At 72.8% G+C, this 18634-nt stretch carries 22 protein-coding genes and 1 pseudogene; 8 read left to right on the top strand and 15 right to left on the bottom strand.

Features of this window, described 5'->3' with window-relative positions; translation table 11 throughout:
- Nucleotides 1-5 precede the first annotated feature (5 nt).
- Entirely contained in the window at nucleotides 6-1184 is a 1179-nt protein-coding gene (locus tag OG542_RS03865; RefSeq protein ID WP_328408188.1) for a hypothetical protein, read from the bottom strand.
- Between the two features lie 217 nt (nucleotides 1185-1401).
- On the opposite strand from OG542_RS03865, the gene OG542_RS03860 reads away from it, so the two are divergent.
- On the top strand, nucleotides 1402-1851 hold the full coding sequence (locus OG542_RS03860; RefSeq protein ID WP_311129088.1) for a hypothetical protein: 450 nt from the start codon (nucleotides 1402-1404) through the stop codon (nucleotides 1849-1851).
- 39 nt (nucleotides 1852-1890) lie between these two features.
- Nucleotides 1891-2238 carry a hypothetical protein gene (locus OG542_RS03855; protein WP_328408186.1) on the top strand — a complete coding sequence of 116 codons (348 nt, stop codon included), beginning with the start codon at nucleotides 1891-1893 and terminating at the stop codon, nucleotides 2236-2238.
- Between the two features lie 69 nt (nucleotides 2239-2307).
- Here OG542_RS03855 and OG542_RS03850 read toward each other — a convergent pair whose 3' ends face one another.
- Both OG542_RS03850 and OG542_RS03845 read right to left on the bottom strand, forming a co-directional pair.
- Nucleotides 2308-2685, bottom strand: coding sequence for a peptidase M23 (locus tag OG542_RS03850; protein WP_311129090.1), 378 nt, complete (start codon nucleotides 2683-2685; stop codon nucleotides 2308-2310).
- Nucleotides 2686-2737: 52 nt separating this feature from the next.
- The gene (locus OG542_RS03845; protein ID WP_193481475.1) at nucleotides 2738-3112 is read right to left on the bottom strand and encodes an SH3 domain-containing protein; all 375 of its coding nucleotides are present in this window, start codon (nucleotides 3110-3112) and stop codon (nucleotides 2738-2740) included.
- 273 nt (nucleotides 3113-3385) lie between these two features.
- On the opposite strand from OG542_RS03845, the gene OG542_RS03840 reads away from it, so the two are divergent.
- Nucleotides 3386-3814, top strand: a complete 429-nt coding sequence (locus OG542_RS03840; protein ID WP_189722425.1) for a VOC family protein — start codon at nucleotides 3386-3388, stop codon at nucleotides 3812-3814.
- A 31-nt stretch (nucleotides 3815-3845) separates the two neighbouring features.
- Here OG542_RS03840 and OG542_RS03835 read toward each other — a convergent pair.
- From OG542_RS03835 to OG542_RS03810, 6 genes and pseudogenes are all read right to left on the bottom strand, one after another.
- A pseudogene (locus tag OG542_RS03835) lies at nucleotides 3846-5122 on the bottom strand (MFS transporter).
- Between the two features lie 116 nt (nucleotides 5123-5238).
- Nucleotides 5239-5691, bottom strand: a complete 453-nt coding sequence (locus OG542_RS03830) for a YbhB/YbcL family Raf kinase inhibitor-like protein (RefSeq protein ID WP_328408183.1) — start codon at nucleotides 5689-5691, stop codon at nucleotides 5239-5241.
- Nucleotides 5692-5793: 102 nt separating this feature from the next.
- The gene (locus tag OG542_RS03825; protein WP_328408181.1) at nucleotides 5794-6900 is read right to left on the bottom strand and encodes a CapA family protein; all 1107 of its coding nucleotides are present in this window, start codon (nucleotides 6898-6900) and stop codon (nucleotides 5794-5796) included.
- Nucleotides 6901-6949: 49 nt separating this feature from the next.
- Nucleotides 6950-7405, bottom strand: a complete 456-nt coding sequence (locus OG542_RS03820; protein ID WP_328408179.1) for an archease — start codon at nucleotides 7403-7405, stop codon at nucleotides 6950-6952.
- Between the two features lie 55 nt (nucleotides 7406-7460).
- Nucleotides 7461-8063 (bottom strand): DJ-1/PfpI family protein, encoded by a 603-nt coding sequence (locus tag OG542_RS03815; RefSeq protein ID WP_328408177.1) that lies wholly within the window; start codon nucleotides 8061-8063, stop codon nucleotides 7461-7463.
- Nucleotides 8060-9055: a GlxA family transcriptional regulator gene (locus OG542_RS03810; RefSeq protein WP_311129096.1), complete on the bottom strand. Its 996-nt coding sequence runs from the start codon at nucleotides 9053-9055 to the stop codon at nucleotides 8060-8062. Before OG542_RS03810 ends, OG542_RS03815 begins: the two co-directional genes overlap by 4 nt.
- 175 nt (nucleotides 9056-9230) lie before the next feature.
- Between OG542_RS03810 and OG542_RS03805 the strand changes: the two genes are divergently transcribed.
- The 3 genes from OG542_RS03805 to OG542_RS03795 all read left to right on the top strand — a co-directional run bounded on the left by OG542_RS03805 (nucleotide 9231) and on the right by OG542_RS03795 (nucleotide 11710).
- Nucleotides 9231-9887 (top strand): dienelactone hydrolase family protein, encoded by a 657-nt coding sequence (locus OG542_RS03805; protein ID WP_311129097.1) that lies wholly within the window; start codon nucleotides 9231-9233, stop codon nucleotides 9885-9887.
- A 104-nt stretch (nucleotides 9888-9991) separates the two neighbouring features.
- Nucleotides 9992-10636, top strand: a complete 645-nt coding sequence (locus OG542_RS03800; protein WP_311129098.1) for a phosphoribosyltransferase — start codon at nucleotides 9992-9994, stop codon at nucleotides 10634-10636.
- 84 nt (nucleotides 10637-10720) lie between these two features.
- Entirely contained in the window at nucleotides 10721-11710 is a 990-nt protein-coding gene (locus tag OG542_RS03795; RefSeq protein WP_328408172.1) for a TerC family protein, read from the top strand.
- A 21-nt stretch (nucleotides 11711-11731) separates the two neighbouring features.
- On the opposite strand, the gene OG542_RS03790 is transcribed toward OG542_RS03795, so the two are convergent.
- From OG542_RS03790 to OG542_RS03775, 4 genes are all read right to left on the bottom strand, one after another.
- Nucleotides 11732-12922 carry a CaiB/BaiF CoA transferase family protein gene (locus tag OG542_RS03790; protein ID WP_328408170.1) on the bottom strand — a complete coding sequence of 397 codons (1191 nt, stop codon included), beginning with the start codon at nucleotides 12920-12922 and terminating at the stop codon, nucleotides 11732-11734.
- Nucleotides 12923-13150: 228 nt separating this feature from the next.
- Complete coding sequence (locus OG542_RS03785; RefSeq protein WP_328408168.1) at nucleotides 13151-14284, bottom strand: helix-turn-helix domain-containing protein; 1134 nt, start codon at nucleotides 14282-14284, stop codon at nucleotides 13151-13153.
- On the bottom strand, nucleotides 14281-15249 hold the full coding sequence (locus OG542_RS03780) for an MFS transporter (protein ID WP_328408166.1): 969 nt from the start codon (nucleotides 15247-15249) through the stop codon (nucleotides 14281-14283). The genes OG542_RS03785 and OG542_RS03780 overlap by 4 nt, the downstream gene beginning before the upstream one ends.
- 2 nt (nucleotides 15250-15251) lie before the next feature.
- Nucleotides 15252-15599, bottom strand: coding sequence for an MFS transporter (locus tag OG542_RS03775; protein WP_328408164.1), 348 nt, complete (start codon nucleotides 15597-15599; stop codon nucleotides 15252-15254).
- A gap of 56 nt (nucleotides 15600-15655) precedes the next feature.
- On the opposite strand from OG542_RS03775, the gene OG542_RS03770 reads away from it, so the two are divergent.
- Nucleotides 15656-16645, top strand: a complete 990-nt coding sequence (locus OG542_RS03770) for an ArsR/SmtB family transcription factor (RefSeq protein WP_328408162.1) — start codon at nucleotides 15656-15658, stop codon at nucleotides 16643-16645.
- 4 nt (nucleotides 16646-16649) lie between these two features.
- Here the strand turns inward: OG542_RS03770 and OG542_RS03765 are convergent, their stop codons facing one another.
- Complete coding sequence (locus tag OG542_RS03765) at nucleotides 16650-16880, bottom strand: hypothetical protein (protein WP_311129104.1); 231 nt, start codon at nucleotides 16878-16880, stop codon at nucleotides 16650-16652.
- A gap of 115 nt (nucleotides 16881-16995) precedes the next feature.
- Between OG542_RS03765 and OG542_RS03760 the strand changes: the two genes are divergently transcribed.
- Nucleotides 16996-17901: a LysR family transcriptional regulator gene (locus tag OG542_RS03760; RefSeq protein WP_328417751.1), complete on the top strand. Its 906-nt coding sequence runs from the start codon at nucleotides 16996-16998 to the stop codon at nucleotides 17899-17901.
- Nucleotides 17902-17946: 45 nt separating this feature from the next.
- On the opposite strand, the gene OG542_RS03755 is transcribed toward OG542_RS03760, so the two are convergent.
- The gene (locus tag OG542_RS03755; protein WP_311129105.1) at nucleotides 17947-18525 is read right to left on the bottom strand and encodes a TetR/AcrR family transcriptional regulator; all 579 of its coding nucleotides are present in this window, start codon (nucleotides 18523-18525) and stop codon (nucleotides 17947-17949) included.
- Nucleotides 18526-18634: the final 109 nt, after the last annotated feature.

Here is an 18634-nt window from a genome sequence, read left to right as displayed (position 1 = left end):
TCCCGTCACGGCCGCGGTGAGCCGCACTCCGGGACGTTCGGCAGCCGGTTGTCCGGCGAACTGATGTAGATGTTGGAGATGTAGCCCCCGTACTGGGGCAAGTAGGCCCACCACTCGTTGGTGTAGGGCGGCACGCTGACCACCTGCCCCCGGACCTGGCAGCCCACCAGCACCTCCACCCCGGCGGGGAGTTGCGTGACCCGGGCATCGCCCGTGGCAGGGCCCTTGCGGACGTTCACGAACTCGCCCCAGGTGCCGAACCACGTTCCGGAGGGCTGCACCCCGCCCGGCACGTTCAGCGAGCGGGTCAGCCGGCCGAGGTCGGTGTAGGCCTTCCCGTAGGACGTCCCGACCGGATGCAGCGTCAGCACGGCCACGATCGCCCGGTCGTCCGCGCCCACCGTGCCGGTGGTGTGCAGCGCGGGACGGATGAGATCCACGTCCGCGGCGGCCTTGGTGGTGGGAGCAGCGGTCGGCTCTGCCTGTGCCGTTGTTCCCGAGGCGCCGCACGTCCCCTTCGCGTACTTCCCGGACCAGCCCTGCTTCACCGTCCAGGGACGCTCGAACGACCCGGCGATCCCGAAGTGCTGGTCGAAGCGGTCCGAGGCGCAGCGCGTGGAGCGGCGCAGATTGTCCATGACGAAGTCACGGACGGGCGCGGGCGCCCTGTCCAGGAGGTAGCGGTAGGTCGCCACGGTGTCGCGGGCCGACAGGGCGGTGTAGCCCCAGTAGCCCTCGTACCCGGCGGGCGGCGGCGCGGTGTCGCGCAGGCCGAGCCGGGCGGACATCCGGTCGATGATCGCCGGGCCGCCGTACGTCGACCAGTAGTGGTCCGCGGCATCGTCGTAACTGCTGCGCAGCATCGGTTCCAGCAGGGCCCGGTCGGCCTCGGGGACGGTGTGGTCGGGCCCGCGGTCCCACAGGAAGTCCAGGGCCAGCAGCAGTTTGACGACCGAGGCGGACCGGAACCGCGCGCTCTCGTCGACCTGTTCGGTGAAGGTGCCGGTGCGGCGGTCGAAGACCGCGACCCCGGCGGTGACGCCGTCCGGGATCTGCGCGGCCTCGGCGCTCCGGCCGGCCTCAACGGCCGTGGCCGGCCGGGGAACCGCCGTCGCGCCGCCCGGAAGCGACACGATCGTGACGACGGTCGCGAGCGCGGCGGCGCCGCGCAGGAGTGTGCGCATGGTTGCCCTTCATGGTCGCCCGAGTGTCCGGCGGGGCCCCTGCCCCGCGCCGCCACACTAGGAGCCGGAGAGGTGCGGGCGGTCCTGACGTATGTCAGGGAGCCCCCGATACGACACGACCTGGGGGTTCGACCCTGATAAGTGTCAGGTGTCGTGGATGTGGTGACGCCCCGTACGGTCACGACCAGACCACCCGTCGACAACGAAAAGAGAACTCATGAGCCGCCGATCGCTCAGGACACTGCTGGCCGCCGGGGGCGCCGCCGCGGTGATGGCGCTCCTCCCCACCTCCGCCCAGGCCGCGCCGTACTCGGGCGGCAACTACGGGGCCTACGGGATGGAGGGGCAGTACCCCACCACCTCCTTCTGCTCGGGCACGTTCCGGCAGATCGGGCCCACCAAGTACGCCGAAGGCATGGCCCTGAAGTACTTCTACTCCGACAAGTGCGGCTCCTTCGCCCGGATCGAGAACTCCCGGGCCAACTGCGCCGCCGTACTCCAGCGTTCGAACAACGGCACGGGACGCGTCGACGGCTGGGTCTCCGAGACCGTCGACTCCGGCATCAACTACGCCTACACGCAGATGGGCAACAACCTCAGCGGCCGCGTCTCGCGCGCGCTGCTCTCCTGCGACGGCCACGATCTGACCTCGACCGGCTGGTACTGAGCCACACACACCACGCAGGACGACGAGAAGGAGTCAGTCATGCGCAGACACATCCGGCGCGCCGCGTGTATCGCCCTGGCGGGCGCGGCCCTGATGCTGTCGCCCGTCACCGCCCACGCCCAGGAGCAGGCACCCGCTTCGGACACGTCCACGCAGCAAGTGCGGTCCCGAGGCGGCTACTTCCTCGGTGACGGCGTCAACATCCGCAGCAGGCCCGTGGACGGCACGGTCCACGGCCAGGGGTACTTCCGCGAAACGTTCACCGCGCACTGCTGGAACGGCGACGGCCACTGGATCTACCTGACGGCCCACCGGGGCAATGTCACCGGGTGGGTCAAGGTCGACTATGTCTACTACACGGACATGGGCCCGATGGGCTACTGCTGACCGGCACGAGCCTGCGGCGGGTCACCGATCTCCCGGTGACCCGCCGCAGGCGTGTGGAGCGATGGCGCGTCAGCAGTCCGGGACTCCGGCGATCTTCTCGCCGCCCCGGATGTACAGGTTGTTCACCCAGGCGATGTCACTGCCCGAGAACTCCATGACGGCGGTCCACCAGTTGTTGGTGCCCACGGCCGGGTCGTGCACCGTCTGGCCCTGCGTCTGGCACACGGCGTCCGCCCACCACTTCGAACGGACCGCGAGACGCGGGGAGTCGGTGGTCGGCTGCTGGCGCAGGTTGACGTCCGTGGCCCAGATGTAGACGTCGGTGAGAGTCGGGTCGCCGCTGTTGGCCGCGGCGGCCGGGGCCGCCTGGGCGGTGCCGGCGAGCGAGCCGACGACGAGCGCGGTCGCGGCGAGGCCCATGGCGGTACGGCTGATCAGTCGCTTCATGTGTCTGTCCCCCGTAGGACGATGGTGTGGTCGGGAGTGGTCATGATGTGGGTCAGCAGCGCGCGGAGGCCGGCAGGCCGCCGTACTCGTTGCCCTTGAGGTACACGGCGCTGACGTAGCCCTCGAGGAGCTTCACCCAGACGTCGTTGGTGTAGCCGTTGTCGCGGATGGTCTCGCCGCGGGTCCAGCAGTAGGCGCCGAGCGGCTGACCCGCCGGGCTGGTGGTGATCTTGCCGTAGGAAGTGCCCGGTCCGTAGCGGACGTTGATGTTCTCGTACGGCACGACCGCGTAGGGCGCCGCCTTGACGCGGGCGCCGCCCTCCTGGCCGGCGGCCGACGCCGCGGCGGTTCCCGCGGTGAGCGGGCCGAGCAGCGCGAGCGCCCCGGCGCCGACGAGCGCGGCCCTGGCGAAGATGCGAGTGGACATGTCGAGTTCCCCCTGAACTGATGTGCAGCGGTACGGCTCGTGGCCGACGCTCAGCACTGTAGGGAGACCTGGGGCGACGCGGTCCCTGACAATTGTCAGGGTTGTCCGGGACGGCGGGGACGAGGGCGTTCGGCCACCCTGCCGGATGCGGCCGAAAACCGCTCGACGCCCCTCACCGCCTCTGTCTACGATCCACGGCGCGGCATCGCGTGCCGGTCACCGACCGGGTGAGGCATGGAGGCGCCGCGGAGATGCCCGTGGAGGCATTGACCAGTGTCAGTCGAGTTCAATCACACCATCGTCCTGTCCCGAGACCGGGAGAAGTCCGCTCGTTTTCTCGCGGAGATCCTGGGACTCGAGGTCGGGGCACCGGCCGGGGTGTTCCTGCCGGTGACGACCGCCAACGGCGTCACGCTGGACTTTCTCACCATCGACGCCGACATACCCATGCAGCACTACGCGTTCCTCGTCTCCGAGGAAGAGTTCGACGAAGCCCTCGCCCGTCTCGTCGCGGCCCGGATCCCCATCCAGGCCGACCCGCACGGCAATCAGCCGCGCCGCATCAACCGCCACGACGGGGGCCGGGGCGTGTACTTCCTCGACCCTGCGGGCCACGGCCTGGAGATCATCACCCGCCCGTACGGCACCGACCCGTCCTCCCCGCTGAACGGCGTCACTGAGGACGTGCCCGGGGCGGTCTGAGCCGACCCGGAAACCACCCTGTCGGCCCCGGTCAGCCGCCGTCCGCCTCGAGCGGCAGGCGAGTCGGCTCGGGGCCGATGTCCGGTGTCCGGTCCCGGCGGGGGAGCAGGAACGGGGTGGTGAGGAGGAGGGCACCGGCGAGGGCGATGGCCGTGCGGGGGCCGGTCAGGCCGGCCAGCAGGCCCCAGAGCGCGGTCACGGCCGCGAGGGTGGCCTTGCCGGTGGCCGACCAGGCGGAAAGGGTGCGGGTGACCCGGCCCGCGGGGGTCCGGTCGAGGCGGTACGTGGCGAACACCGGGTTGAACACGGCGCAGCAGGTGATCAGCCCGAACTCGACCACCATGACCAGCGCCAGCCCGGCCGCGCCGGGGCGGACGAAGGCGAGTCCGAGCGACCAGCCCGCCCGCAGCACCCCGGCCATGAGCAGGACCCGGTGCCGCCCGAACCGCGCGACGAGCCGTGGCGCCAGCCGGGAGCCGAGCAGGCCGCCGGTGCAGGGCACCGCGAAGGCGAGGGCGTACTGCCAGGGGGCGAAGTCCAGGTGGTCGACCATAGGACCAGGAGCGGTGGCGAGGCCGCCATGACCAGGGCGTTGAACAGGACCGTGTTGAAGAACAGCGGGCGCAGGCCCGGATCGGCCAGGATGTAACGCCAGCCGTCGAGCAGGTCTCCCGCCCGGGGCCGGGTCTCGGCGGACAGGGGCGGGGGAGGCGGTTTCTCGCCGCCGCCGATCGCCCCGATCCCGAACGCCGAGAGCAGGTAGCTCACCGCGTTCGCCACCACGCTCGTCACCGGACCGAACATCCCGATCGCGGCCCCGCCCAGCGGCGGCCCGACCATACTCGCGGTCCAGTTCGTCGCCTCGAACCGCCCGTTCGCGACGAGCAGGTCCGGCGAGGGCACCAAGTCCTTCAGGAACGCCCCGGCCGCCGCGTTGAAGGTGATGTCGGCCGCGGCGACGGCCACCGACACCAGCAGCAACTGACCGAAGCTCAGCCGGCCCAGCGCGAACGCCACGGGGACGCTCAGCAACACCACGCACCGGACCAGGTCCGTCGCGATCATCACCGGCCGTTTGCGTCGGACCTCCACCCATGGCCCGAGCGGCACCGACACCACCGCGCCGACCGCCGGTCCCGCCGCGGCCAGCAGCGCCACCTGCGCCGGACCGGCGTGCAGCGCGAGGACCGCGATCAGGGCGAACGCGTCGAACGCGAGCCATGTACCGGCCGTGCTGACCGCGTACGCACCCCACAGCCACCCGAACCGCCGCCCCAGCCCCGCCTGTCCGCCATACCCGGCGCACACTCCCAGCTCCCGCGGACAACCCGGTGTTGACCGGGAGCCATCCAAGCGAGGACCGGGCCGGGCAAGCAAACAACCGTCCCTCACCCGAGCCACAACCAGCCGTTGTGCTCGGCGAGTCAGCGCTGGTACAGCCCCACCAGCGTCCCGTCCGCGAGCCGGCGCCGCTCGACCTCCTGGTGCACCTGGTCCGCGCCGGGCGCGTCGGGCAGGACGCACGGTTCGGACAGGGCGTACAGCCGGAAGAAGTAGTGATGGGCGTCGTCACCCGGCGGGGGATGCGGACCGCCCCAGCCCTGCTGCCCGTAGCTGTTGACGAGCTCCGTGCCGCCCGGCGGGCAGTGCCCGGCCTCGACGCCGCCGCTGTGCGGGTCGATGCCGACCACGACCCAGTGCGCGAAGGTGCCCGACGGGGCGTCGGGATCCTCGCAGAGCAGGAGCAGCTCGGCCGCGTCGTCCGGTACGCCGCTCCAGGCCAGCGGCGGGGAGACGTTTGGTCCCTCGTACGAGTACCGGCGCGCGATGAAGGAGTGGTCGTTGAACGCGTCACTGCTGAGTTCGATGCCGGTCATGTGGCCCGGGGTACCCCTGCGGGACCCGGACATGCGGTTCGGGACCGATCGCCCGGCAGCCCGATCGCCCGGCCGGCTGAGCGGCTGGGAGCGGTCACCGGATCATCCGCCCGCCCATGCCAGTGATCCGTCGGGTTCCAATGTCACGCCCACCCCGCCGCTGATCCGGTCGAGCGTCATGCGCAGCCAGGCACGGTCCGTCCCGGACGCGGGCTCCAGTCGCATCCGCCGTGCACGCAGCGGCACCATGCGCAGCCCGGCCAGCCGTCCGCCGTCCGCCTCGACCGAGACGAGGAACGCGAGACGCAGGTCGTCGCGGTACTCCTCGTAGCCGGAGATGCCCTCGTAGTCGTCGACGAAGTCGCCGCAGCCGTAGAGGATCAGCCGGTTCCGGTACACCTCCAGCGGGCGGGGATGGTGCGAGGAGTGCCCGTGGACGACGTCGACACCGCCGTCCACCAGGGCGTGCGCGAAGCGGACCTGCTCCCGGGGTACGCGGAAGCCCCAGTTCGAGCCCCAGTGCAGGGACACGACGGTGAGATCACCGGCCCGTCCGGCCCGCCGGATGTGCCGCACCACGGCGTCGGCCGCCGCGCGTGAGAACTCGGGTACGTACGCGACCCCCGGCAGCTCCGCCGTCGCCGCCCAGCCGGACGGGATCCCGCTGGAGCGTGCCCCGAGGGCGAACACCAGCAGTCGGCCGCCACCCGGGAGGGGGACCGCGGCGGGTGCGTACGCCGCGTCGGCGGCACGCCCCGCACCCGCCGTCCGCAGGCCCGCCCGGGCCAGCGCGTCCAGGGTCTCCAGCAGGCCCGGGCGGCCGAAGTCCAGGACGTGGTTGTTGGCGAGGACGGTCACGTCGGGCCGGGCCACGGCCAGGGCCGGCAGATTGGCCGGGTGCATCCGGTAGTGGATCTCCTTGTCCGGCGCGAACGTGTCGCCGCTCGTCACCGACGTCTCCAGGTTCACGATCCGGGCGTCCGGGGCGGACCGCTCCAGCACGCGCAGCGCCTCGCCCCACGGCCAGGAGGGCGGGACGGGCGCGGGCACCGGGCCGTGCACCGACTCCGTCAGCCGGACATAGGACCGCGCGTCCTCGACGTACGCCTCCCGCAGTGCCGGATCGCAGGGGTGCGCCAGGATCTGGTCCACGCCGCGCCCGAGCATCACGTCACCGCACAGGAACAGCGTCACGATGTCGCCGCCCACACCTCCACGGTAGGACGGCCGCTCAGGCCTTTCAGGCCGCTCAGGCCTCTCAGGCGTCGACCCTCACCGCGCACGACCACCCGTACGGATCCGGCCCGATCCGCAGCTCCTCCCACGCCACCGCCGTCGGGACCGACCCGGTGATCGGCACGTCAGCGAGCCCGATGACCGCCAGCCGCACGTCCAGGCCGCCGTCGGCCTCGTCCGCCTCCACGTCCACGGGCACCTGGCCGTACTCCTCCCAGCGGAAGATGACCTCGTCCAGCAGCGTGGCCAGCAGGTCGTCGTCGCTGGCCTCGGCCAGCCGAACTCGGTCCACGGCGGTGGCCCGCACCCCGGAGACGTCCGCGAAGCACTCCACCAACGCCAGGACGGCCTCAGCCAGACAATGCTCCCGGCACGCCGCCCACGCCTCGATCCGGACGTCACCCGGATGCGGCACCGCCCGGTGCCCGCACTCGCCCGGCTGCCGTCCCTGCCCGCCGTCACCCGTGTCACCGCCCATGGACTGCGCTTGCCCGACACCGGCCCACCCATGCAGCGTCGGCCGCCCGCAGCGGTCAGAGGGGCTCGTCCGCGAGGTACGGCGGAGCCGGGTCGTACTGGATGTAGCGGCGCACGGCCCGCGCGTGGTCCCGGCCGTGCAGCCGGCCGACGAGCCACAGCGCGCTGTCGATGCCGGCCGAGACGCCCTGGCTGGTGACCAGGTTGCCGTCCACGACATAGCGGGCGTCCCTGACGACCGTCACGTCGCCCCGCGCCTCGAGGGCGTCCTCCTGGCTCCAGTGCGTGGCCACCCGGCGTCCGCGGGCGGGCCCCGCCGCGTGCAGCAGGAAGGTGCCGGTGCACACGCCGTGCACCCAGGCGGCCCGCTCCGCCGTCCTCCCGATCCAGTCGGTGACCACCGGGTTGTGGAGCTGGACCTCACGCGCGCCCCGCCCGCCCGGCACATGCAGCACGTCCAGGGGCGGATGATCGTCCAGGGTGTGGTCGGGCAGCACGCGCAGGCCCTTGTTGCAGCGCACCGGGCCGGGATGTTCGGCGACGAGCACAGCCGTGTCGGCGCTGTCGCGCAGTCGGGCGGAGACGTTGAAGACCTCCCAGGGCCCTACGAAGTCGAGCTCCTCGGCTTCCTCGAAGACCAGCAGTCCGTAGGTCGTCATGCGGTTTCCCCTTCCTCTGAGACATGGTGGGCGCCGGCGGGTCCCGTGGTGGAACGGAACCGGGCGCGGTAGTCCGACGGCGCGACGCCGAGCCGGCGGTGGAACGTGCGGCGCAGGGTCTCGGCCGTGGCGAAGCCGCAGCGGCGGGCGATCGCCTCGACCGGTTCGTCCCCCTCGGTGAGCGCACGCTGGGCGGCCTCGACGCGCACCCGCTCGACATACGTGGCGGGCGGCACGCCCAGTTCCGAGGTGAAGCGGCGCTGGAGGTGACGCGGGCTCAGCCCGGCGTGCGCGGCGAGGCCGGCGATGTCGTGCCGGGCGCCCGGATCGGCGTGGATCGCGCCGACGGCGGCCCGCACCGGGTCGGTCGCCGGCTGCCGCGACCAGAGCGCCACGCTGAACTGCGACTGGCCGCCCGGACGGCGCAGGAACAGCACCAGCCGGCGGGCCACCGCGTGCGCGACGTCCCGGCCCAGGTCGTCCTCCACCAGGGCGAGCGCCAGATCCATGCCCGAGGTCACCCCGGCCGAGGTCCACACCCGCCCGTCCCGGACGAAGATCGGGTCGCAGTCCACACGCACCTCGGGATGCTCCCGGGCCAGCTGCTCCTCCCGGGCCCAGTGCGTGGTGACGCGCCGCCCGTCCAGCAGCCCCGCGGCCGCCAGCAGGAACACCCCGCTGCACACCGAGGTGACGCGCCGGGCACCGGCCGCGGCGGCGGCGATCCAGGACACCAGCGCCGCGTCCTCCCTGGCCCGGTCGACACCCTGGCCGCCGACCACCACCAGGGTGTCCGTCGCGGCCGGGTCGAGGTCCGCCACGCCGTGCGCGGCGTGCACGAGCAGCCCGCTGGCCGACCTGACCGGTCCCGGCCGGGACGCCACGATCTCGCAGGCGTAGTCGCCCGCGCTGTGGAACACCTCGTGCGGGCCGGTGAGATCGAGCGGCTGGAAGCCGTCGAAAACGACAAAGACGATACGACGTGAAGTCACTCGCGGAGTCACATGTCCACGCTCCACGCGTCCGGGTCATGGCGTCAACGACACGCATCCCACAGATCGCGCCATGCCTCACGCGGGACGCCTGCCGTGGCGTGGGTAGGCGGACGGCAGGACCCACCGAGGGAACCGGGGGAAACCGAAGGAACCGGGGGAGAGGAGACCTCCGATGATCACCCAGACGGTCACCGTGCCCGCCGGCGGCGCCGCGCTCACCGGTGATCTGAACCTGCCGCCGGACGCCCGCGCGGTCGTTCTGTTCGCGCACGGCAGCGGCAGCTCCCGGCACAGCCCCCGCAACCGCGAGGTCGCCGCCGGCCTGCGCACCGCCGGACTCGGCACCCTGCTGATCGACCTGCTCACCGAGGAGGAGGAACGGCAGGACCTGCGCACCGCCGAACTCCGCTTCGACATCCCCCTGCTGGGACGCCGGCTGGTGGCCGCCATCGACTGGCTGGAGCAGTGGTACGGCACCCAGAACCTGCCCGTCGTGCTGTTCGGCGCCAGTACCGGCGCGGGCGCGGCCCTGGTCGCCGCCGCCGAACGGCCCGGCCGGGTCGTGGCGGTCGTCTCGCGCGGCGGCCGGCCCGACCTGGCGGGCGACGCCCTGGACGCCGTCCGGGCCCCGGTGCTGCTCATCGTGGGCGGCCGGGACCAGCACGTGCTGCGGCTCAACGAGGAAGCGGCCCGGCGGCTGCACGCCCCGCACACCCTCCACGTGGTGCCCGGCGCCACCCATCTGTTCGAGGAGCCGGGCACGCTGGACCGGGTCACCGAGGCGGCCCGGCAGTGGTGCGACGAGCGGCTGAGCACCCCGGCGGGCTGACACCGGCCGGACCCGGCCGCCGGTGCGTCGGCCGCCGGGCAGGGGGTACGCGGAGGCCGGGCCGGCCGAGGGCCCTCTCCGTGCGGGAAGCAGAGGTGACCGTCATGCGGTTCCGCGATCGCCGGCAGGCAGGCCGGGAACTGGCCGAGAAGCTGCGCGCCCGGCAGGACGAAGGGGCTCTGCCCCGTCCGATCGTCCTCGCCCTGCCCCGCGGCGGGGTCGCCGTGGCGAGCGAGGTCGCGGCGGCGCTGGACGCCCCGCTCGACGTGCTCGTCGTACGGAAGATCGGGGCGCCCTTCCAGGAGGAGTACGGCGTCGGCGCGATGGCCGGGGACGAGGTGCCGCTCCTCGACGAGGACGCCCTGCGTCACCTGGGCCTCGGGGTGGCCGCCCTCGCCCCCGTCATCGAACGGGAGCGCGCGGAACTGCGCCGCCGCGAGCGGCTGTACCGGCAGGGCCGCCCCGCGCCCGACCTGCGCGGACGGACGGTGATCGTCGTCGACGACGGCCTGGCGACCGGTTCCACGGCCCGCGCCGCCCTGCGCTCCGTACGCCGTCAGGCGCCCGCACGGCTGGTGCTGGCCGCACCGGTGTGCTCGCCGGAGGCGGCGGAGCTGATGCGCGCCGAGGCCGACGAGGTGCTCTGTCTGCACCAGCCGGCCGCGTTCATGGCCGTGGGTCTCTGGTACGAGAACTTCGACCAACTGACGGACCAGGACGTCCTGGAAGCGCTCCACGTGCAGCTTTGACCAATTGTTCACCTGGCAGGTGTGGCGGAAATCAGCCACAGCGGACAACGATGTCCCAACCCCACACCTGCATCAGGAGCAACAGTGAACGTCTCGCTCTCCGTGTGGCTGCTGACCGTGGCAGCTCTGTGCGTGCTCGTCGCCGTCGACTTCTTCGTCGGCCGCAAGCCCCACGACGTGTCGATCAAGGAAGCCGGGACGTGGACGGTGGTGTGGATCGTCCTGGCCGTGCTGTTCGGGCTGGGGCTCTGGTACTTCGGTGGGAGCGGGCCCACAGGGGAGTTCTTCGCCGGGTACATCACCGAGAAGTCACTGAGCGTGGACAACCTCTTCGTGTTCGTCCTGATCATGGGGAAGTTCGCGGTGCCCTCGCAGTACCAGCAGCGGGTGCTGATGGTCGGCGTGCTGGTGGCCCTGGTGCTGCGGGCCGTCTTCATCGCGGCCGGCGCGGCGATCATCTCCGCCTTCTCCTGGGTGTTCTACCTCTTCGGCGCCTTCCTGATCTGGACCGCGTGGAAGCTGGTCCAGGACGCGCGCAAGGACCAGCACGAGGAGGAGTACCAGGAGAACAAGCTGCTGAAGATGGCGGAGAAGCGTTTCGGGGTGGCCGACCGCTACCACGGCACGAAGCTGTTCATCACCGAGAACGGCAAGCGGATCATGACCCCGATGCTGGTCGTGATGCTCGCGATCGGCTCCACCGACGTGCTGTTCGCCCTCGACTCCATCCCCGCGATCTACGGCCTGACGCAGGACCCGTACATCGTGTTCACCGCGAACGCCTTCGCGCTGATGGGCCTGCGTCAGCTGTACTTCCTCATCGGCGGCCTGCTGAAGAAGCTGGTCCACCTCTCCTACGGCCTGTCGATCATCCTCGGCTTCATCGGCGTGAAGCTGGTGCTGCACGCCCTGCACGAGTCGGGCGTCCATGTGCCCGAGATCAGCATCCCCTTCTCGCTGGGCTTCATCGTGCTGGTCCTGACCGTCACGACGATCACCAGCCTGCGGGCCTCGAAGAAGCAGGAGGCCGAGGAGGCGGAGGAGGAGGCGCGGCGGGCCGCCGAGTCGCGGTAGGTCCTCCCACGGGTCGGTGCGTCAGACGACGCCGTCCGCGCGCAGGGCCGACACCTCCTCGTCGGTGCGGCCCAGTTCGGTGAGGATCGCCCAGGTGTGTTCGCCGACCGCCGGCACGGGGTCCATGCGCGCGGGCAGGCCCGCGAGGTCGGCGGGCGGGAGCAGGGCGTCGACGGTGGCGCCCGGCACAGCGACCTCGGCCCAGCGGCCGCGGTCGGCCAGCACGGGGTGGTCCAGGAACGCGGCGACGTCGTTGACCCCGGCGCAGGCGATGCCGATGCGCTCCAGGTCCTTGAGGATCTCGTCGGAGCCGGAGCGGGCGAAACGGCCGGCGACGACGGTGTTGAGCTCCTCGCGGTGGGCGACCCGGTCGGAGGCGGTGGCGAAGAGGGGATCGTCGACCAGCTCCGGCCGGCCGAGGAACTCCGTGCACAGGGCCGCCCACTCCCGCTCGTTCTGGATGGAGAACAGCACCTCCTTGCCGTCGGCGGCCGTGTACGTCCCGTACGGAGCGATGGTGGCGTGCTGGGTGCCGAGGCGCGGGGGCTGGATGCCGCCGTGCCGGGTGTAGTAGGCGGGCTGGCCCATCCACTCCGCGAGCGCCTCGAACAGGGACACCTCCACCGGATGGGCCTCGCCGGTGGTGGCGCGGGTGTACAGGGCGGTGAGGACGCCGCTGTAGGCGTACATCCCGGCGGCGATGTCGGCCACGGAGATCCCGGTCCGGGCGGTGCCCTCGGGGGTTCCCGTCAGGGACACCAGCCCGGTCTGGCACTGGACGAGCAGGTCGTAGGCCTTGCGGTCGGCCCAGGGGCCGGTCGTGCCCCAGCCGGAGATCGTGCACGGGATCAGGCCGGGGCGGTGGCTCGTGACGGTGGCCGGGTCCAGGCCGAGACGGCCGGCGGCGCCCGGGGCGAGGTTCTGCACGAACACGTCGGCGCCGTCGAGGAGGTCGTGCAGGATCTCGCGGCCGCGGGGGTCCTTGAGGTCCAGCGTGAGGGACTCCTTGGACCGGTTGAGCCACACGAAATAGCTGGAGTGGCCGTGCACGGTCGTGTCGTAACGGCGGGCGAAGTCGCCGCCGCCCGGCCGCTCGACCTTGATCACACGAGCGCCGAGGTCGGCGAGCTGCCGGGTGGCGTAGGGCGCGGCCACGGCCTGCTCCACACTGACCACCGTGACCCCGGACAGGGGATAGCGCTGCACGCTCATGCCTCATGCTCCTGAACCTCGTACGGACGGCGCCCGGACAGTCTCTCCCGGGCGGCGGGCCGTGGCACGGGCCATGGGCGCGATCTGGATCACGGCGGGTCGTATCACAACGGGGTGGTCCTCGCGCGGCCGGTCGGCCAGGGCCTGCCGTGTGGGTCAGGTCGCAGGGAATCGGCCGCACCTTGTCAGCGCCGCCCCGCGTCTGCGGCCTGATCCGAACGACAGGCCCTAAGGGCGGGCCAGGCGCCGCATGGCCAGGGCCAGTTGGAGCCGGAGCCGACCCTGCGGGGTGCGTACCGGCCAGCCGAGCAGGTGCTCCGCGTGCGTCAGCCGGTCCTGGAGCGTGGAGTGATGGACGTTGATCCCCGCGGCCGCCGCCCGCAGGCTCGCTGTGGACGCGACCGCGTGCAGAGTGGCCGGCAACCAGGGCGCGGTCGCCGCGGCCGTTTCCACGGCACGGACGTCGGGCGGCGGCTCGGCGCCGGGTACGACGAGGTCGGCGAGCAGGGCGATCCCGCCCAGCTCATCGGCGTACACGACTCGCGGCCCCGGGTCCTGCGGGGTGCCCTCGGAGGTGAACCGCAGGGCGGTACGGGCCTCCGCCCATGACCGGGGCAGTTCGAGCACGGGCACGGCGGGCCCGACGCCGAGCCGGCCGGCAGCGAAGCGGGCATCCGGGGCAGCCGGGCGGGACTCCGCGACGCCCGGGCCCCCGTGCGAGGCGCCTTCCCTCCCGGCGGATACGACCAGCGGCCGGTTGTTCAGCGGGGCGAGGACCCGCGCCGGTGCCGTGGCGTCCAGGCCGAGCCGACGGGCGGCGTACAGGCGGGCCTGTTCCGGCGCCGTGGCGTCGAGGAGGGTCTCGACCAACGCCGGGTCATCGGCCGGGGCCCGGCCACGAGTACGGTCGAGAACGAGCCGCAGGGCAACGGCGGCGCGCTCGAGTATCACCGCGTCGACGACACCGAGCACGGGCGCGGCGGACTCCGCGACGACGGTGCGGGGTGCGGCTCCGGTCCGCTGTGCGACGACCTGGCCGGGTGCCGCCCCGGTGTCCTCCGCGATGACCACACCCGGTTCTGCCCGGCCCTGCTTCGTGACGACCATGGCCACGCCGGGTGCGGCGCCGGCTTGCTTCGCGTCGATCTGGCTGGGGGTGGCCCCGGTGTCCCCTGCGATGGCCTGGCCGGGCGCCGGCCCGGCATGCTCCGCAGTACCCGTGCCGGGTTCTGCCCCGTCCTGCTTCGTGACGACCCGACCGGGTGCGATCTCGTCCAGGGTGAGACCCGGGCTGATCATGCCCTTGATCAGCTCCAGGGCCCCGGCGAGTTCGGGGTCGAACGGCGGCGGAACGTGCGTCATGGCGTCTCCTCACGCGAGGTCACGGCGGCTCGTGCTGTCATGGTCGGTCCAGACGCCCCGGTCGCGGACGCCGCCGAGCGGCGGAACCTGCCCGCCGTACGGCGGGTGGCGCTCCGGCGTCGGGTGGCGCTCATGTGATGGGTGAGGGCGACCGCGGTGAGCGCGGCGACCAGCACGCACACGCCCGGCCACTCGAAGCGGCCGTACGCACGCATGCCCAGCCACGAGCCGACGGCGCCACCAAGATACGCGCAGGTCATGTACGCGGTGGTGAGCCGGCTGCGCACCTCGGCCCGCAGCGCCTGGATCCGCACCTGGTTGGCCACCATCCCGGACTGCATGCCGACATCGAGCAGCAGCGTGCCCACGACCAGGGCCGCCACCCCCACCGCACCGCCGAGACCGCCCAGCGCCAGCACCGCGGCCGAGGCGCCCACCACCAGGAAGCACACCCGGTTGACCGCGTCCGGCCCGCGCCGGTCGACCTGGCGGCCCGCGACGGGCGTGCACACCATGGTCACCGCGTTGACCAGGGCGAGCAGTCCCACGGCCCCCGCGCCCATGCCGTACGCCGGACCCGTGAGCAGCGGGGCCACCCCTGTCCACACGGCGGAGAAACCGGCGAACACCAGGGCCTGGTACAGGCAGGAGCGGCGCAGCCCGGGTTCCGTGCGCAGCAGACGCAGCGGCTCGGCGAGGAGCGCCGGGTAGCGCTGGGCGGAGGGCGGGGGCGTCCGTGGCAGGAGGCGGGCCGACAGGGCGGCCACCGCCAGGGACAGCACGGCGGCCAGGACGTACGGCGCCCGCCAGCCCAGCCGGTCACCGAGGGCACCGCCGACGGTGCGCGACAGCAGCATGCCCGCGAGGGAGCCGCTCAGCAGTGTGCCGCCGGTGACGCCGAGCCGTTCCTTCGGCACCAGACGGGCCGCGAGCGGACCGGCGAGCGGCGCGACCACCGTCGTCACCCCTACCAGGGCACTGGCCCCACCAGCGGTACCAGCCCCGGCGCGGCGCTCGCGGCGAGCAGCCCGAAGCCGGTGACCGTGAGGAGCGTGACCAGCAGCGGACGGTGCGGAAGGCGGTCGCCGAGCGGGACGAGCAGGCAGATCCCGGCCGCGTAGCCGAACTGGGTCGCGGTGACGACGGCGCCGGCCGCGTCGGGCGAGACGTGCAGACCGGATGCCACCAACGGGCTGATGGCCTGCGGGAAGTACACGTTGCCCACGGCCGCGCCGCAGACGAGGGCCAGCACCAGGATCAGCCGGGGGCTCGCGCCCGGGTGCGCTGTACGCTGCCGGTGGTCGTGATCCGTCATGGGCCGAAGTCCACGCCATGGCCGGGCGGTTGCCAAAGGATGTAGCGGGGGCCTTAATGATCAGCTTCCGGCTCGACGTCGAGGACCTCGCCGACACCCGCTTCGCGATCTCGCCCCTGCGCGAGGTGATGGGCAGCCTGCGCGCTCTGCGCGCCCCCGCCCTCTACCCGCTGCACGTCCGGTGGCGCGCCGCCGTGCTCCAGGGACTCGACCCGGCCGACGCCCGGCTGCTGGCGGCCCTGGTGGGTGACACCCTGGCCCTGCCGGACTTCCTGACCCCCAGGCCGACATCCTTCGCGCCCACCCTCGACGAGCAGCTCACCGTCGTACGCGCCACACCCGAGGAGACCGTGCGCCGCGACCTGCTCGCCGCCCACGCACCCGGGCCCCTGCCGGACGTCCTGCGGGCGGTCACCGCGCCCGGTGACGCGCCGGTCGCGGAGCTGCTGGAGGAGCTGTGCGCACTCCTGCGCCGCTACTGGGAGTCCGCGCTGCTGCCGTCCTGGCCCCGGATGCGGCTCGTCCTGGAGGCCGACATCACCCACCGGGCACGGCGGCTGGCTACCGGCGGCGCCCGGCTGCTCTTCTCCGACCTGCACCGCAACCTGCGCTGGGAGGACGACGGTGTCCTGCGGATCGACCGGATGCGCGGACGCCACCACGTGGACGGCTCGGGGCGGGGCCTGCGCCTGGTCCCCTCCCTGTTCGCGCACCAGCCGGCGCCCCCGGTCAGCGCCGCGGAACCGCCGATGCTCGCCTACCCGAGCCGGGGCGCAGGGACCCTGTGGGAGCCGGAACCCGAGCCGGACGCCCCCGCCCTCGCGGCCCTGCTCGGCGCGCCCCGCACCACGCTGCTGCGGCTGCTGGCCGATCCGCTCCCGACGGTGGAGCTGGCCCGGCGCCTGGGTGTGACCCCGAGCGCCGTGTCCCAGCACCTGCGAGTCCTGCACGCGACGGGCCTGGTCACCCGGGCCCGCGACGGCCGCCGTGTGCTCTACCGGCGCAGCCCGCTGGGGGAGCGGCTGGCGCGGCACGGCGGGGCCTGAGCGCTCAGCGGCTCGCCGTGCCCGAGCGCGCCGGAGCGGAGCCGGAGGCCGGCCCGCCGCGGGAGACGACGCGGGTCCCGCAGCCGTCGACGACCCGGACCTGCAGTGAGCCGCAGCCGCAGCGCGTCCACTCCGTGCGGCCCGTGGCGGTGGTGTGCCGGGACAGCACCTGGAACGGCTCGCCCCCGTCCGGCCAGCCGCAGTGCGGGCAGGCGGTGGCGTGGGTGCTGGTCATGACTGACTCCTCGTACGTCGTGGCTGGTTGACCGTCGCGACACAGCCAGGGTGCGTCGAGATCTCCGTACACGTCCAGGTTGACTTTGTGGACGACATTGTGAAGCGTGGCCTACATGATTGACCTGCGCAGGCTGCACGTCCTCAGGGCGGTCTCCCACTACGGCACGGTCACGGCGGCGGCCCGGGCCCTGCACTTCACCCCGTCCGCCGCCTCCCAGCAGATCCGGCAGCTCGCCCGTGACCTGGACGTCGAACTGCTGGAGCCCCAGGGGCGCGGGGTGCGCCTCACGTCGGCCGCCGAGAGCCTCCTGGCGCACGCCGACGCCATCCAGGCCCGCTGGGATCTGGCCGAACTCGATCTACGGGCCGACCACGGAGCGCCGTCCGGGGTGCTGCGTGTGACCGGTTTCCCCGTGGCGATCTCGGTGCTGCTGGCCCCGATGGCGGCCCGGCTGGGCGAGCGGCATCCGCGGCTGTCCGTACGGATCGCCGAGGTGGGTGTCCCGGAGAGCTTCGACCTGCTCTTCGAGGGGGAGACCGACCTCGCGATCGTCGAGGCCACCCCGCTCAACCCGCCGCTGAGCGACACGCGGTTCGACCAGCAGCCGCTGCTGGACGACCCGTTCGACCTGGTCGTCCCCGAAGGGCACCGGCTCGCCGGGCGGACCCGGGTCGACCTCGCCGAGGCGGCGCGCGAGACGTGGATCGCGCCGGTGGAGGAGAGCCCCTGCCGCCCGCACGTCCTGTCCGCCTGCGGCGCGGCAGGATTCACCCCCGAGGTCGTCCACCACGCCCTCGACTGGAACGTCGCCGCCCACCTCGTCGCCCACCGGCTCGGCGTCGCCCTCGTCCCGCGCCTGGCCCACCTGACCCCACACCTCCCGATCACCCGGGTCCGCTGCACAGGCAACCCCCACCGCAAGCTCCTGACCTGCACCCGTGGCGGCGGCCACGCCCGCCCGGCGGTCACGGCGGCCCTGCGGGAACTGCGCGAACTGGCCCCTACGGCGGTCGCCTGACCGCCCGCGGTCGCCTGCGTCGGGCATCGCCCGAGGGGCGGGCCCTCAGCGTCCCGGCGCCCCCACCCGCAGCGCGTCCATGACCAGGTCCAGGAGTCGGGTGGCGCGTGGTTGCCAGTCGGTGTGGGGGTCGATCGTCCAGAGGCCGCCGATCGTGAGGAAGAGATCGTCCGCGGTGACCCCCGGGCGGATGGTGCCGGCCTGCTCGGCGGCGCGCAGCAGGAGTTCGGCCGCCTCCGTCACCGGGGCGTGTCCCGGCTTCGCGGGCTGCCCCGGTGCGCTGGTGGCCTGGCGGATGGCGTCGGCCAAGCCCGCCTTGGCCATGGCGAACCGCGCGAGCCGGTCCATCCACTCGCGCAGCGCCCGGTCGGGTTCCCGGCTCTCGAGGAGCAGTTCGGCGGTGTCGGCGACCTGCTGCATCTCGTGGCGGTAGATCTCCAGGACGAGTGCCTCACGGCTGGGGAAGTGGCGGTAGAAGGTCCCCTGCCCGACGCACGCCTTCTTGGCGATCGTGCTCAGCGGCGCGTCCGCCGAACGGGTCAGTTCGGCCAGCGCCACCTCCAGGATGCGCTCGCGATTGCGTTGCGCGTCCGAGCGCAGAGGAGCGTCCTTCTTCTGCCGCACTCGCCCTCCTCGCGGTCCTATGGCCGAAACCCGGCCCTTGTTAACCGGACAGTTGTCCGTTACGTTTCCGGGTAACGGACAACTGTCCGCTTGCCCCATCGTATCGGTG

It is taken from the genome of Streptomyces violaceus (assembly GCF_036014075.1).
In the GTDB taxonomy this organism is placed as follows: Bacteria; Actinomycetota; Actinomycetes; order Streptomycetales; family Streptomycetaceae; genus Streptomyces; species Streptomyces violaceus.
This window is presented reverse-complemented; position numbering and strand designations above follow the sequence as displayed.